The organism is Peribacillus glennii, assembly GCF_003429105.1.
In the GTDB taxonomy this organism is placed as follows: Bacteria; Bacillota; Bacilli; order Bacillales; family DSM-1321; genus Peribacillus; species Peribacillus glennii.
On the sequence record NZ_QVTD01000008.1, the window covers coordinates 43,456 to 59,222 of the forward strand.

Here is a 15,767-nt window from a genome sequence, read left to right on the forward strand (position 1 = left end):
AGGTAATTGAAATCTTTGTCGGTCATTGTTTTGGTAAAATAGCAAGTTAGAGATTATATGCTTTTTCATTTGAATAACTGTACTAATTATTTTAAAAATGCATAGACATTACTTTCAATATTTTTATGGCGGAGGATAACCATGATGGAGGAAAATACTTTAATTTCTAAAAAGTATTATGAAACATTGCTTGAATCGGATGGCCAGGTGCATCCTATCGAGGCGCTGAGTGATGCTTTTATAGCCGAGCAGAAGAAAGAAATGCCTGATTTCATGCCGCTTCGTTACGCACAGGGAGAGGTATATTTTCATTATAAAGACTATGAGGCTGCCATTTTTAAATGGGGAAATGTGATGGGTGAATTGGAGCATTGGGCGAAAAAGAATATTGCTGACGCTTATTATGAGATGGCCATCCTTCCGACAGCTGAAGAAATGTATAAGAGCATTTCAACTGACAGCCTGGTCCTAAGGTCTGAGGTTGCGCTTCAGCTGTTTTCCCTATACATAGAGGAAGAGAGGTTCGATTTAGCATCGCGTACCATTAAGGAAGTTGTTTCATTCCATCCAGATTATCCAAATGTTACTGACCTTGCCCGCGCCTTCTTTGAAGAACAAAAAGATTACAACAGTGCGATCGAACTTGCAGTGAATGAAAGCATTCGCACTGAATCGCTGCGTTGGTTTGATGCTTTACAGAAATATGTGGATGAAGGCCATACAAAGCAGCTGCCTCCGGAGTATTTTCTTCAGGTCATGCAAACTGTGTTCAAATCCGATCCCGAGCGGTTTGAGAAACTTGTCCTATCGCTTTGGAGCGTTTATAAAAAACAGAAGGTTTATTTTTCCTGGCTGGCAGCTCTTAATCATTTCTTCCTGCAGGCAGAAGTTGGCCCGTACGATAATTATCCGGGATTGTCTCTAGCCTTTAAGGATACGTATCTCGAACTGATAGACGGCAGATATTTCATCAGGGAAATCGAGGGACTCATTCCCGATTTGCTGTCAAATTGGCTAAAGCTTGCTGATGACACCCATTCTTTGTTTGCAGCAGCTGCTGTTCTTTCCTGGAGTGAAATTTTCCCGGATATAGTGCATTCACTTGCTGTCAGTGATGCAGAAAACCAGCTTTTGAAATCCAAGAAATCTATCAATTCCCTCGAGGAATCAAGGGTTTTGTTTGAAGCCATTGAGCTTTGGGCAGGGCAGCGTGAGCTGGAAATAAGCCAAAAGGACAAATGGTTGGTTCGTGAGCTATTGGATCTTCAGACTAGGCATTTATTGCTTACAGGTACCAGCGGGACTGGCAAATCATCGTTTTTGAATACTGTTCTTGGGGAAGAAATCATCCACAATGATACGTCGGCCTTCGTTTTCGTCAAAGACAGCGACCAGTCAGGGATTTTGGAGATTTCCGATAACGAAATGAAGGATGTGCCGGGTCTGGAGAGCATCTCTATGAGCCGCCGCCAGCGGGATTCCCTTTTTGAAATCAAATTCCCATCCCAATTTTTGCATCAGAATGGTCTATCCCTGATCGATACACCCGGATTAAACGGAAGCGATCCTATAAAATATGAGATCTTCAACTTGCTGAACGCGTGTGATGGCCTGCTTTTCGTTCTGGACGCCGAGACGCCGTTCACAGACCGCGAACGCGATACCGTGATAGAGATAAAAAGGCAGTCTCCTTATACACAGGTGCATTTCCTTTTAAATAAAATGGATAGGGTATACAACGATCAGGATGCACTTCGAATCCTTGAAGAAACGACCGCAAGAATACAATCAATTTTGCCCAAGTCGAAAGTATTTGCGTTTTCGGTTGATTACAATAATGGCAAAAACCTGGACGACTTAGCCCAGTTTCTTTCAACAAACTTCCAAGCTGCAAATCTTGAAGAAGAGCGTGCCGAGAAGCTCTTGTATTTTATCAGGAAAACACTCACATCCATGCTGGAGAAACGGGTGGAAATGGAAAACAAGCTGGTTGATTCCATCAATTGGAACGAAGATATGGTTGTTAAGCTGAATGGTGCCATCAATCAGGTAAACGATTTGGAAAAAGAAAAGACGAGGATTATCAAAAACTCCTATCGCCAGATCAAAGAAGATGTGAAAAAAGAAGTGAACACGAAAATCCCTGAAATTCTGCGGGAATGTGCGGAGATGCTTAATGAAGACAGTGACTTCCGCCGGGTGCATATCGATTTGAATGAAGCAATGAATGATCGGATCCAGGAATATATGAACCATACCGTTCTGCCGAAGTTCTATACCTCGCTTAAAGGGTGGATTTCGGAGTCGAAGGAAGAGTTCAGCCAGAGTCAGTACTTTTTAGAGGAAATGGGCGATGGATTTAACACAATGTACGGCAAAGATCGAATGCATTTGGAATGTGACTTCAGGGTACTTGATGATTGGAGCCGCGACGCAGACCGATTGACAAGCGGCACGCATATCGATGACGTAAATATTCTTATGCGGCATACGCCTGCACAATTGCTCCTGAAGAGTGCAGGAAAGTTATTCGGAGCCATTGGCCAAAATAACACCGCTTTGTATACAAGATATAAAAAGTTTTTGGAGACTCAGGATTACGAGGACGTAACGGCTTCCATCTCCCGTAAATTCCTTTCTCAATTCGAGTTGTTTGAAAAATCGATTGACCGGGATATTAGCATGTTCTTTAGAAATGCTTTGGGCGTCCTGAATGATGCGGTGGAAGAAGCTCATACTGAAATCAAAGAAAGCAAGGAATCCCTGGAAAAAATGCGTGAAAAACCTGAATTGATCCGGGATCCGATTAACTTGTTCGAAGTCCGTTTGCGTATGTATGAATGGATGCTGAATGCTCGTGATATCAACAATATACCACAGCTTGATTCCGTAAAATCAAGTTGACGCGTGAGGGGGGAGAGGCATCCCCCCTTATTTTTCATGGCATTAACTTTTGTCCTTTATCGCATTAATCCATTGGGGTAAGACCCCCGTCACGGTAATGTGCTAATCTGTTGGGGGACTGACCCCCAAACCTGGTAAATTTTGAATTATCAGATAAGAATTGATAAACTAGTTTTGAGAATATTCTTTGAAGGAGGAATTTATGAAAACGCTACCAAAATTTTGTGCAGTTGTGGGTATTGTGTTGTGCCTTGTTTTTTCCCAGACGATTTTGGCCTTTGCCAAAGAGGCGGAGCCTGCAAAGAAAAATAGATACCCTATAGTGCTTGTACACGGCCTCACTGGCTGGGGAGAAGATGAAATGTCAGGGTTCCGTTATTGGGGAGGGCAACGGGATCTAAATGATTTCCTCAATAGCAAAGGATATAAAGTCTATACTGCGGCTGTTGGACCTGTATCGAGCAACTGGGACCGGGCCGCGGAGCTTTATGCATTTATTAAAGGGGGAACCGTGGATTATGGGGCAGCCCATGCGAAGAAACACGGACACGCACGATTCGGCCGGACTTATAAAGGGCTTTATCCAGGTTGGAACGGCAAGAGCAAAATCCATCTGTTAGGCCATAGTATGGGCGGCCAGACATCAAGGATGTTGACGGAATTATTAAGAAGCGGCAGTGCCGAAGAACAAAAGTTTCATAAAAAGTATCCTAAAGAAAAAAAGATTTCAACCCTTTTCCAGGGCAATAAAAAATGGGTTCACAGCATTGCGACAATTGGAACGCCCCATAATGGGTCCACCTATGCTGACAATATTGATTTATTTATTCCGTTTGTAAAGGACCTTATACTGGGAATTGGTGTTTTATCTGGACAAGGCCCAACCTCCATGGTATACGATTTCAAGCTGGACCAGTGGGGATTAAAGAAAAAGCCTGATGAAACCTATGCAGAATATGCTGAAAGGGTATACAACAGCCCTATCTGGAAATCAAGGGACATAAGTGTTCATGATCTATCCACTTATGGAGCGAATGATTTAAATGCCAAAATGAAAACATACACGGATATGTACTATATTTCATATACCGGGGAAGCGACTTACAAATCACCAGTGTCAGGGCATTATTTGCCGCGTGCTAACATGCTTCCATTATTTTTTGAGCCAAGCAGGTTCATCGGAAGCTATACGCGAAACCAGTTTGAACCATACATTGATAAAAGTTGGTGGCCGAATGATGGCCTGGTCAGCGTTAATTCATCTTTATATCCTGCCAAGCACCCTGCCAAATCTTTTAAGGGCGCAATCTTACGGGGCAAGTGGAATTATAAGGCCCCGAAAGCTCATTGGGACCATATGGATTTAGTAGGTATCGGCAGGACAACAAATAGCTTAAACATGAACCAGGTTGAAGAATTCTATATTTCCATTGCAAAGGAACTATCTTCTTTGCCAAAATGATAGAAATTGATAAGTTATCATTCCCCCCGCCGCATTGCCGCGTTACAGCGGTGGGAGAATGACACGAAAGCACTAAAGCATTTATATTATTTTAAGATAATTTTTCTGATAATAGTATAAACATAAAATCAAGCGTATGATGTATAGGAAGGTACTCCATTTCTGTTAATCTACTATATTACTTTAAAGCCGCCTCTTTACTAGTATAAAAAAGATGTTATAATACTTTTAAATATACTGATTTGTTGCATGATTATACCGATATGTTGAGGGGGAAATTGAATGAAAAAGATAGCGTTATTCACAATGGTGATGGTATTTGCTTTTGTCTTGGCTGCCTGCGGGTCAGAGAAGACGGAAAGTGATGGGAAGGAGACTGGCGGATCAGCGGCCGATAAGAAAACGGTCAGGGTCGTAACGGATGCGGCTTATGCACCATTCGAGTCAATGAAAGGTGATGAAGTTGTCGGGTTTGATGTTGACTTCACAAATGCTGTCGCCAAAGAGGCCGGTTATGAGGCGAAAATTGAGCACGTCGGTTGGGATCCATTATTCGTGGAAGTAAAGGATAAAAGGGCGGACTTGGGTATGTCAGCTATTACAATCAATGACGAGCGTAAGCAAACATATCATTTTTCTGTGCCATATTTCCTATCAACCAATAAAATATTAGTTCCTGAAGGCAGTGATATCAAATCGGCTGCGGATCTAAAAGGAAAGACAGTCGCTGTGCAGAATGCCACCACGGGTGCGGAAGCGGTTGAAAAGCTATTCGGCAAAAACAATAAAGATATGAAGAAATTTGAAAATACGAATCTTGCGATCATGGAGCTGAAAAGCGGCGGAGCAGATGCAGTTGTTGCCGACAATACTGTCATTGAAGAGTACGCCAAGAATAACCCGAAAGACAAACTGGTCGTCATTGAGGACAGCAATGCATTCGAATCCGAGTTTTATGGACTAATGTTCCCGAAGGATAGCAAAATTAAAGCAGATTTTGATGAAGCCATTAAAAAGATAATAGAAAACGGTACGTATGCAGAAATCTATAAAAAGTGGTTCAAGGTAGATCCGGATCTTGATAAATTAAAAGAACAACAATAAGAAACAGAAAATTGCGTAGCCCATACATGTGTTACGCAATTTTTGACTATCTGGGGGAGAAAACAAATGGATTTTCGCTTTGATATTATTGTGGAATATGCCCCTTTCTTTTTAAAGGGAACACTGCTCACCATTGGCCTGTCACTGGCAGGTATCGCAATCGGCACCATTCTTGGCTTATTCATTGGGTTGGGGAAAATGCTGAAGAACCGGTGGCTGTCATTTCCGTTTGAATGCTACATAACGATTTTTAGGGGAACACCCCTCATGGTTCAGATCTTATTAATACATTTTGCAGTTGTGCCATTTATTATTGACGACACCAATGGCATTGCGGCAGCCATCATCGCCCTTTCATTGAATGCGGCTGCGTATATTGCCGAGATTTTCCGTGCAGGGATCCTGTCCATTGATAAAGGGCAAATGGAAGCGGCCCGTTCGTTGGGGATGAACCATGTACAGGCTATGAGATATATCATTTTGCCGCAAGCATCCAAAAGGATGATACCGCCGCTGGGAAATGAATTCATTATATTGATAAAAGATTCCTCATTGGCCTCGCTAGTTGCAGCACCAGAAATCATGTATTGGGGACGGGCCATGAACGGACAATATTTCGCAGTATGGGAGCCATACCTGACCGCTGCAGTTATCTATCTATTATTAACACTCTCGTTAAGCTATTTATTACACCGTTTGGAAAGAAGGCTGGCAACGGAATGATCAGGGTAGAGAAACTGAAAAAATCATTTGGGACAAACGAGGTTTTAAGAGATATTAATATTTCCATCCAGCCACAAGAGGTGGTCGTTGTTATCGGTCCTTCCGGTTCAGGAAAATCGACATTCCTTAGATGCATTAACAGGCTTGAAACGATTACTGAAGGACATATATACATAGAAGACAAAGATATCACCGATAAAAAAACAGATATCAATAAAATCAGGGAAAATGTGGGAATGGTGTTTCAGCAATTTAACCTGTTCCCGCATAAAACAGTGATAGAAAATATCATGATCTCTCCTTTGAAAGTGAAAAAAGCAAAGGAATCCGAAGCGAAAGAAAAAGGCATGGCGTTGCTGCGGAAGGTAGGACTTGAAGAAAAGGCGAATGTGTATCCTGATTCTTTATCCGGCGGACAAAAGCAGCGTGTCGCAATTGCGAGGGCACTTGCCATGGAGCCGAAGATTATGCTGTTCGATGAGCCCACTTCCGCTCTTGACCCTGAAATGGTGGGAGAGGTTCTTGAAGTCATGAAGCAGCTCGCGAAGGAAGGGATGACAATGGTCGTGGTCACACATGAAATGGGCTTCGCGCGTGAAGTGGGTGACAGGGTCATCTTTATGGATGGCGGTTATATTGTAGAAGAGAATATTCCTGCCGAACTTTTTGGAAATCCGCAGAACGAAAGAACCAAGTTATTCTTGGGTAAAGTTTTATAGAATCATTGACCCGCTACTCTTATTAAAAGAACTTGGAATGAAACAACCAAAAACAAACCCTTGAGATTTTCACTCAAGGGTTTGTTTTATTGGCGGCCTTCCAATAATCGATTAACATAAAAAACCGCTTTTTCAAGCCTTTCCCCGTAGGTTCCGCTAATCGTTTTATATGTCACTCCATGATTCGCCAACAGGCTTTTCAACAGTTTATTATTCTCTTCCCGCTTTTTTTGTTCCCCGAAGCTCCTGGTGCCGTCATCCACCCATTTGACATCCGGTTCGAGAAAAAGCCATAAATCATAATGCTGCTGCTTTGCTATCTCATCAACGATTGGCTGGCGTATTCCTAAGTATGCCATTGAAAAGAACTGGGTAACAATCGCCTCGGTATCAATAAATATAACCCGGTTGGCATCTTTTAATTTTCTGTTTTCATTACGTTTGTGTTCGAAGGCGATTTCCGGATAATCCGCGGCTATCGTTATATCCTCGCAGCTCCCAAGCCTGTCGTAAAAGTTGCGGCCAAATTCCTCGACATAAACGGTATTAAACAGATTCGCGAGATTCCTGACCATTGTACTCTTCCCGCAAGACTCTGTGCCTACGACCACGACTTTTTTCACAAAATAGGGCCGGACTACAGAAGGCACCATGTCCCAATTTTTTAAAATGCCCTTGGTTCGTAATGCAGTGCCGGAAATCGGATATGTTTTTCTCTCGGGGTCAAGGACGATATGTTCGGCATTTGGATAAAGCCTATGGAATATGGGGGTATAAGAGTGTTCCGAACTGAACACGGTATTAATCGCCTTACCGACAACCTTTTTAATGGCTTCAGCACCTTTATCCCAATCTGAGGGAGAACCTGTTTGCTCATCATATACTTCATGAACGAAAACATGCTCCATGTCCTTTGTCAACTGGACCCACCAGCGCACCCTCATCGTATGAGGCACATAATCAAGAACACCATCTGAATCACATAATTCCTTTTCGTACAAAGGATCATGGGAGACAATGACATGCAGCTCATCAACCATGGAAGAGGCTTGGATCATCGCATATACATGCCCCATATGGGGACAAGGGAGAAACTTCCCCCCATACATACCGACTTTGCCTATTGTCATGCTGCTGCCTCCTGGGTTTCATATAGTTTCATCCAATTGTAATAACCATATATGCTGTTGCATAAGAACGCCGTCCACATCACGAGCATAGAATAATCATTCCCGCCCTGTGAGAGGAGGGTAATAAGCCAAAGTACAATAGAAAGAACATTCACCGCAATCCAAAGAAGCCACTGTTCTGCATATCTTCTTAACATCAGGATTTGGGCGGTAACTGAGAGAACTATTGTTAATGAATCAATGTAAGGGCTCGCACCGCCTATCATCTTGAGGAATATGCCGTACAATACAGATGACACAGCTATGGCTGCAGCAAGTAAATACCAGCCTTTTGCAGTTATCCGCTTCACCCTCACATCTTCGCCCCTAATACTGTCCCTTGTCTGATTCTTTTTCCAAAGATAAATCCCGATAAATTGGATAGGGAAATAAAAAAGTCCATTCAGCATCGCCTCGCCGTATAAATCATAAGAATAGGAAATGTAAGCATATGTACCGGTTTGGATGATGCCGAAATAATAGTTTGCTATTTTTCCTTTGGCGACCAAAACTACACAGAGCATTCCCGTAACGGAGGATATAAGGCCAAGTAACGAGTCATCCCAGGCAAAAAACAGATAAATGGTTATCAGGGTAAAAGTAAGTAACCAAATTTTTTCAAATAATGTCCAATCCTTCATGTCAATATTCTCCATAATTAAGTTTTTATTCCTTATTATACCATGCAGGGAGTACTGTGCATTCTATATCTTCATTCAGGAAAGAAAAGAGGTTCATAAGGAAAAGGCCGGACCCCATTCTTACAATATGGGTATTCCGGCCTTTGGTACTGCTAAGAGGTTGGTATTACTATTAATCCGTTTCCATACATTAAAGTAGCAGAATATCAGTTATTCACGGAAAATAAGGCAATCATTGTACTAGAATCCCGCTTGCAGCGTTAAAAGAATAAGTGACTGGTTTTCACTTGAATTTTTGAATTTCCTCATCCTGCATGAATTTGTCTTCTTCCAATATCCCAATCTCTTCGATAAAGCGTCTTGCTTCGGCATCTCCTAATTTATATATGATGGCATATATTTTTTTAATGCTTTGGTCGTATAAATCATTCGCGGGATCCTTATGATATTCGACATATGGTATATGCGACCGGATATATGCCTGCATATCCGCTGTGTAGCTTTCATCCAAACACGATTTTAATTCATGCAGCTCTTCATCTGTCGCTTCTATTTTAAAGCTTGGGTTCTCTTCGAAAGCCGGGCGGTCAAGCACATCACCGCTAACTAGGTCCACATAATACGTATTCTTCACTGGATTCAATGAACTCACTCCTAACCATTTTTATCCTCTATTTACCACCATTTTTGGCGGACTAACCACTGAATGCCCGATTATAAATAAATAAGCAGGGAATCCGGCAAAATCAACGAATTACTAATAGGCAAGGATATCATATTGAGGTTGGAGGGGAGAGTATGGAGGAAAAATACTCAGTATTAGAGGGAGCCGAGCCGTTCTATTTTGAAGGAAACAATATTGGAATCTTAGTTTCCCACGGTTTCACGGGATCCACACAAAGCATGCGGCCATTGGGGGAGGCATATGCAAAAGCAGGCTACACAGTGTGCGGCCCCAGGCTTAAGGGGCATGGAACCCATTATGAAGAAATGGAAAAAACAACGTACCAGGATTGGGTTGCGTCTGTTGAACAGGGATATCAATGGCTAACAGAGCGTTGTGACACCATTTTTGTAACTGGTTTATCAATGGGCGGAACACTTACTCTGTATTTGGCGGAGAACCATCCGGATATAAAAGCGATCATCCCAATTAACGCGGCAATTGAAATTCAAAATATGGCCGCAGCCCAAAACGTCGAGGCAAGATTTTTGGATGCGATCGGGTCTGATATAAAGAAACCTGGAGTGAAAGAGCTTGCTTATGAAAAAACTCCTGTCCGTTCTATAGGGGAAATCATCAAGTTAATGGAAGATGTAAAATCAAATCTTAGTCAAATAACTTGTCCTGCTTTGATTTTAGTTTCTAAGGAAGACCATGTAGTGCCGCCGGATAACTCGCAAATCATTTATGAACAAATTTCATCCAAGGAAAAAAGGCTGATCCAGATGGATAATAGCTATCATGTAGCAACATTGGATAACGACCAAGACGTTATCATTACAGAAACACTGAACTTTATTGAACAGGTACTAAAAAAATAAGACCACAAAAAAGGCTGAAAGCTGCCGGGAGTTTTTCCCCCGTTAGCTCTCAGCCCTCATTATTTTGTTGGATATGATTTTATTTGTCAAAAATCGAATTAGAGAGCAGGCGGAACAGATAGTCCGTGTGGTCACGGAATCCAGGCTCCAAGCCGATTAGCGTAACATCTTTATCTTTCTCCTGAACTACGACAGCCTGGCCCTTTGCCCCATCCCTGTTTGCCCAATGGCCGGCAATGAAGAAGCCTGGTGAATTATCAAGGGTTGCCAATACTTTATCATTTTGTGTGCCGGTATACCATGTTGGCCGGTATACAAAACCGATATCATTACTTGTATAGCCGGTTGTCGCATCAGTTCCCTTGTAGTCAACTTTAACAATACCGTTGCTGTTCCAGTCGCCGACATTTACTGTATCATCCGTTAATCCAAGTGTATAAGAAGCACGTGATGCGCCAGCGCCAACGGCAATATATTTGCCGCCTTGTTTCAAAAAGATTTCCACCTTTGATTTAAATGCATCAAACTGATCATTCGTTTCAAAACCAAATTCTTTATTCGGGGCCGACAGCTTTTCCGGCAGTGCAATTAGATTCTCCGTTCCACTGTAAACAAACACGTTGAAGCTTTGAAGGCCTTGTTTCGCTACTTCGGCAGGTGAAACCTCGGTAACGTTGAAGCCCAGTCTCCTTAAAGCAAGCTTTGTTCCTGAGTGGGATTGTTGCTTGCCCATACCGCCATCCTTTAAGATTGCAACCTTTAAATCTGAGACCCTGACGGCAGTTTTCGGATACTTTGCTGTAGTGACTTGCACGCCAGAAGCTTTGACCTCAGCGGCTATTTTGCTTGCTGATGTTATTGCATAAAAATTCCCTTTGGAATCACGTTTAATATGAACGCCTTTTTGAAGCAGCGCGTTCACCAATGCCACAGCCTTTACTGAACTGTTTTTAATCAGGTAAGGTCCTTTTCCGGTAACTGCACCCTCATAATCAACTTCTGTTACTTTGGAAGTTTTTACATCAATTGAGCTTTTTACAGGGTTTGCCTGGAAGCCCCATAATTCAGGAAGGCTCCATGCCGAAATATCATACATCGCTGGAGTATCATTGGTAATATCTTCTCCATCCCAAAGCATCGTGTTCGCAAGTCCGGCTTTTGCTTGATTCATGTTGACGATATACGTTCCTTTTGGATAAGATTTTCCTTCGGCTGTAAAATTCTTTGAAGCCTTTACAACCTTAACATCGTTTTTCATTAAGTGGTTTACGGCTTTCTCTGTGACAGTTGGATCATTTTTATCAACCGGCAAAACATAAGCTTTCGGGAAGAATCCTTCTTCATGGAATGGATGGTCAAAATTAATGCCGCGCTTGAACATTTCGAGCTGGTCAGTGATCATACCCTGCTTGTTATCAGTGGCATACTGCAGTGCACCCATTATAGCGTCATACTGCCAGCGCACACCATCCAAATCATTCGTTGGCGCTTCTAGTGTATGACCATAAGCACCGTGATACATCGCATACATTGGTGTAAAGATTGGCGGATAATCATCCCATCCCGCAGAATCGTTACGCTGTGGTATGTATGCTCCTTTCATTTCCTTGTAAAGATTTCCAGTGTATTTGTCCTGATTCTTCATAATTTCATCTTCCATGGCTTCTGCTTGCTTATATGCCCATTTATTGTACAAATCATATTCATAATTCGGATTATGCGGTGGCGTACAAGGCTCAATTAATCCTTGCAGGTTTGGTGCATAGTTCTTTACATAGCCATGCGTATCAAGGAAGACCATTGGGTTCCATTCTTTAATCAGTTCAACCGTTTGTTGTGTTTCCGGCTGTGACTGAGTGATGAAGTCACGGTTCAAATCGATGCCTTGGCCATTAAAGCGAGTAGCATCTACTCTTCCATCCGGATTTGCGACCACATTAAAAATTAGTATGTTGTTTTGAAGAATCTTTTTCGTCTGTTCGTCATTCTGAGTCGCAAAGCGCTCAATCAATTGAATGACTGCATCAGTTCCTATAAACTCGGTACCATGGATTGAGCCATTAATCATTACAGGCACTTTGAATTCAGGATTATCATTGATCCACTCCTGAGCTTTTTGTGGATTTTTGAACATTTCCTTTCTTAAGGCCTTGATCTTCCCGAAATTCCCTTGTGCAGTACGGTCAGAAATCGTTACCACGTAGAGTGGATGTCCGTCAGCAGACCTGCCTTTTACTTCAACTTTTACTCTTTTTGAGTTTGCCGCTATTTGCTCAAGCTTTTCCCTGATTTTTGAGAATTTTAGATAATCATAGTGTTCAGAGTTGAATTTACTGCCATTTTGTTCTTCGTATGTGTTTACATTTGTCCATTTTGGTGCAGCGGCAGAAGAGGTTGTCCAAGGAACGGATGTTAGTATGCTTGCTGCGATAATGCCGGTTAACAATTTCTTTTTTTTCATAGTATTCCTCCTGATTAAACATTCATAGTTATGTATAAATATAATTTTAATTTAGTAGAACGATAGTGGCAATAGGACTATTTTACTATAAAAAATCTAAATATTACCTTTTGTTGTTTCTTCTAAACTGGCAGAGAGAAACTGGGCATGCCAGTGATGATTAGCGGATTATAACGAGTTATGCAAGTAGCCAAAACAATATAATTCTAGTAACCTGAGATTCAGTTCGTTTGAATTTTCAAAAAGGAGATTCAAACATAACATTAGCCCTCTTTATATTTTGACAATCAAACAGCGAGACTTTGGAGACATATTCAATGGTAAGGCGAGGGCATTGATTAGTGCCCTTATGGATATTGCCCCGAAAGAGGCGTTGGTGCGAAGGAATGGAACGGAACAAATGATACACGTGGATGAAATCATGATGGGAGATATCGTGATTGTAAAAACCAGGCCAAAAGATTGCAATGAATGGCGTGGTATCAAAAGGGACCTGGGCGCTGTTAATCAGGCAGCGATTCCAGGTGAATCGGTGCAGGTGGAAAAACGCACTGGAGATGATGTTTTCGCTGGAACATTGAATGAAGAAGGATTATTGGAAATTGAAGTAACCAAATTGGTGGATGATACGACCATTGCAAACATTATTCATCTCGTGGAAGAAGCTCAGGCGGAACGTGCTCCGTCCCAGGCCTTTGTCGATAAGTTTGCGAAATATTACACACCGGTCATAATGATCATAGCAGTGTTAGTTGCCATTATCCGACCTCTTCTTTTCAACGGTGGACGTAATGAGTGGATATACCAGGGGCTTGCTGTATTAGTGGTTGGCTGTCCATGTGCTTTGGTCATTTCCACCCCTGTTTCCATCGTAACCGCAATAGGAACTGCCGCCCGACATGGAGTGCTCATTAAAGGAGGCATACATCTGGAAGAAACCGGCAGCGTAAAGGCCATCGCTTTTGATAAAACAGGAACCCTAACGAAAGGTGTACCTGCCGTAACAGATTTTATCGCTTTGCGGAATTTGATGAAAAACAACATTTTTCATATAAGGGCACCGTTAATGACCTCAGGAATCAAGCAGGTGTGAATGAAGTCCATGTGGAGCTGTTGCCTCAGGATGAACTGGATGTAATCAAATCGCTCCGTAAAGACTTTGGAATGGTAGCGATGATCGGAGATGGTGTAAACGATGCCCCGGCATTGGCTGCCAGTCCTGTTCGTGTTGCGATGGGCGGTGCAGGTACAGACACCGTATTGGAAACAGCGGACATCGCCCTTTTGGGTGATGATTTGAGCAAGCTTCCGTTCACAGTAAAACTGAGCTGAAAAGCGTTAAACATTATCAAACAAAACATCAGCTTTTCAATAGGAATCAAATTATTGGCCCTTGTGCTGGTGATCCCGGGCTGGTTGGCACTCTGGATTGCTATTTTCACAGATATGGGGGCAACATTGTTAGTGACGTTAAACAGCCTGCGATTGCAAAGGGCACAAGAGGAAGAATGAGTTAGAGGGTTTCCCGCTAAAACGGGCAGCCCTTTATTTTTGGGGTATATTGATAAAAATATAAAAGCTGACTATTCGGATAAATAACATAATAACGGTTGAACTTTTTTAAAGGATGACTCATAATATATATGAGCATATATTCATATAAAGAGAGAAGTGATAATTATGGGTCATTCTCATGGACACTCCCACAGCCATGGTCATAGTCACGGACATAGCCATGGAACGGGGAACAAAAAAGCTTTATTGACAGCATTGATCTTAATTACAACGTTTATGGTGGTCGAAGTAATCGGTGGATTGGCAACCAATAGTTTGGCGTTATTATCGGATGCGGGACACATGCTAAGTGATGCCGTTGCATTGGGCCTAAGTTACTTTGCCATCATGCTTGGAGAACGGAAAGCGACACTATCCAAAACGTTTGGGTATAGGAGATTTGAAATCATTGCTGCTTCTATTAATGGAATTACCTTGATGCTTATTTCATTGTATATATTTTTTGAAGCCTTTCAACGGTTCACTAATCCGCCGGCAGTGCAAAGTACGGGGATGTTGATGATCTCTGTAATCGGTTTGTTAGTTAATTTGGCAGCAGCATGGGTCTTAATGAAGGGCGATAAAGAAGAGAACTTGAATGTTAGGAGTGCATTTCTTCATGTGATGGGGGATATGCTGGGTTCTGTAGGCGCGATTGTGGCCGCGTTGCTCATGATGTTCCTTGGATGGGGCATTGCTGACCCGATCGCAAGCGTAGTGGTTGCCATTCTAATCATCATCAGTGGTTGGAGAGTCACAAAGGATTCCTTCAATGTATTGATGGAAGGTACTCCATCGCATATAGATGTGGAAAATGTGAAAGCGTCCCTGCAGAAAATACCGCTTGTTAAAGAAGTACATGACCTGCATGTTTGGTCCATCACTCCAGAGCAACCGATGCTAAGCTGCCATATGGCAATAGCGGGAGCAGGTAATCACGATGAAGTGCTACAGCGCGCACAATCCATCCTCCACGATGATTTTGGTATCGAACATAGTACGATTCAGGTCGAACATGAGGACAATGGATGCCCGAGTCCCCACGGTACCTGCAATTAATGATGGTTGGCGTGTTCAATGGTCTGTCTTAAAATATCCATGACATGTTCATCATCATGGGTATAGTAAAGGGATGTTCCTTCCCTCCGGAATTTCACCAGGCGCAAATTTTTAAGGAAACGGAGCTGGTGGGATACTGTAGATTGCATTAAGGAAAGCTTCTCGGCAATATCATTAACGGAATATTCTCCATGAAAAAGTAAATGCAGGATTCGCAGCCGGGTAGGATCTGATAAGGCTTTAAAGGTCTGGGAAACGATGAATAATGTTTCTTCATCCAAATCGCCTTGAGATGCCGGCTGGTTCTGTTTCTCATGTTTCATTCTAATCAACCTCCCTATGCTAATTATAACGATAACAAGGAAGAAAAAAAATCATGGGTGCCTGTAGCCCATGATTTTTTCGATTAAAACTAGAGGGAAAAAC

At 42.3% G+C, this 15,767-nt stretch carries 13 protein-coding genes and 1 pseudogene; 9 read left to right on the forward strand and 5 right to left on the reverse strand.

Annotated elements, in window-relative coordinates; translation table 11 throughout:
• The first annotated feature begins 141 nt into the window (after window positions 1-141).
• The 5 genes from D0466_RS12915 to D0466_RS12935 all read left to right on the forward strand — a co-directional run bounded on the left by D0466_RS12915 (window position 142) and on the right by D0466_RS12935 (window position 6,912).
• On the forward strand, window positions 142-2,904 hold the full coding sequence (locus D0466_RS12915) for a dynamin family protein (RefSeq protein ID WP_117322978.1): 2,763 nt from the start codon (window positions 142-144) through the stop codon (window positions 2,902-2,904).
• Window positions 2,905-3,106: 202 nt separating this feature from the next.
• The gene (locus tag D0466_RS12920; RefSeq protein ID WP_233522641.1) at window positions 3,107-4,366 is read left to right on the forward strand and encodes an esterase/lipase family protein; all 1,260 of its coding nucleotides are present in this window, start codon (window positions 3,107-3,109) and stop codon (window positions 4,364-4,366) included.
• Between the two features lie 282 nt (window positions 4,367-4,648).
• Window positions 4,649-5,470: a basic amino acid ABC transporter substrate-binding protein gene (locus tag D0466_RS12925; protein ID WP_117322979.1), complete on the forward strand. Its 822-nt coding sequence runs from the start codon at window positions 4,649-4,651 to the stop codon at window positions 5,468-5,470.
• A gap of 66 nt (window positions 5,471-5,536) precedes the next feature.
• Window positions 5,537-6,193, forward strand: coding sequence for an amino acid ABC transporter permease (locus tag D0466_RS12930; protein ID WP_117322980.1), 657 nt, complete (start codon window positions 5,537-5,539; stop codon window positions 6,191-6,193).
• On the forward strand, window positions 6,190-6,912 hold the full coding sequence (locus D0466_RS12935) for an amino acid ABC transporter ATP-binding protein (RefSeq protein ID WP_117322981.1): 723 nt from the start codon (window positions 6,190-6,192) through the stop codon (window positions 6,910-6,912). The genes D0466_RS12930 and D0466_RS12935 overlap by 4 nt, the downstream gene beginning before the upstream one ends.
• Window positions 6,913-6,998: 86 nt before the next feature.
• Here D0466_RS12935 and nadR read toward each other — a convergent pair whose 3' ends face one another.
• The 3 genes from nadR to D0466_RS12950 form a co-directional block, all read right to left on the reverse strand.
• Entirely contained in the window at window positions 6,999-8,042 is a 1,044-nt protein-coding gene (gene nadR, locus D0466_RS12940) for a multifunctional transcriptional regulator/nicotinamide-nucleotide adenylyltransferase/ribosylnicotinamide kinase NadR (RefSeq protein WP_117322982.1), read from the reverse strand.
• Window positions 8,039-8,722 carry a nicotinamide riboside transporter PnuC gene (pnuC, locus tag D0466_RS12945; protein WP_117322983.1) on the reverse strand — a complete coding sequence of 228 codons (684 nt, stop codon included), beginning with the start codon at window positions 8,720-8,722 and terminating at the stop codon, window positions 8,039-8,041. Before pnuC ends, nadR begins: the two co-directional genes overlap by 4 nt.
• Before the next feature lie 283 nt (window positions 8,723-9,005).
• Entirely contained in the window at window positions 9,006-9,356 is a 351-nt protein-coding gene (locus tag D0466_RS12950) for a hydrolase (protein WP_407675636.1), read from the reverse strand.
• A gap of 164 nt (window positions 9,357-9,520) precedes the next feature.
• On the opposite strand from D0466_RS12950, the gene D0466_RS12955 reads away from it, so the two are divergent.
• The gene (locus tag D0466_RS12955) at window positions 9,521-10,267 is read left to right on the forward strand and encodes an alpha/beta hydrolase (protein WP_117322985.1); all 747 of its coding nucleotides are present in this window, start codon (window positions 9,521-9,523) and stop codon (window positions 10,265-10,267) included.
• 79 nt (window positions 10,268-10,346) lie between these two features.
• Here the strand turns inward: D0466_RS12955 and D0466_RS12960 are convergent, their stop codons facing one another.
• Complete coding sequence (locus tag D0466_RS12960) at window positions 10,347-12,728, reverse strand: M14 family zinc carboxypeptidase (RefSeq protein ID WP_117322986.1); 2,382 nt, start codon at window positions 12,726-12,728, stop codon at window positions 10,347-10,349.
• A gap of 349 nt (window positions 12,729-13,077) precedes the next feature.
• Here D0466_RS12960 and D0466_RS22965 point away from each other — a divergent pair, with 349 nt between their 5' ends.
• The 3 genes and pseudogenes from D0466_RS22965 to D0466_RS12970 all read left to right on the forward strand — a co-directional run bounded on the left by D0466_RS22965 (window position 13,078) and on the right by D0466_RS12970 (window position 15,341).
• Window positions 13,078-13,821 (forward strand): HAD-IC family P-type ATPase, encoded by a 744-nt coding sequence (locus tag D0466_RS22965; RefSeq protein ID WP_407675637.1) that lies wholly within the window; start codon window positions 13,078-13,080, stop codon window positions 13,819-13,821.
• Window positions 13,815-14,240 (forward strand): annotated as a pseudogene (locus D0466_RS23635) (HAD-IC family P-type ATPase); the annotation flags it as partial. The gene D0466_RS22965 and the pseudogene D0466_RS23635, both read left to right, overlap by 7 nt.
• Window positions 14,241-14,408: 168 nt before the next feature.
• A complete protein-coding gene (locus D0466_RS12970; RefSeq protein WP_117322987.1) occupies window positions 14,409-15,341 on the forward strand; it encodes a cation diffusion facilitator family transporter in 933 nt (310 codons plus the stop codon).
• Here the strand turns inward: D0466_RS12970 and D0466_RS12975 are convergent.
• Complete coding sequence (locus D0466_RS12975; RefSeq protein WP_117322988.1) at window positions 15,338-15,664, reverse strand: ArsR/SmtB family transcription factor; 327 nt, start codon at window positions 15,662-15,664, stop codon at window positions 15,338-15,340. The two genes, D0466_RS12970 and D0466_RS12975, sit on opposite strands and share 4 nt — an antisense overlap.
• Between the last annotated feature and the right edge of the window lie 103 nt (window positions 15,665-15,767).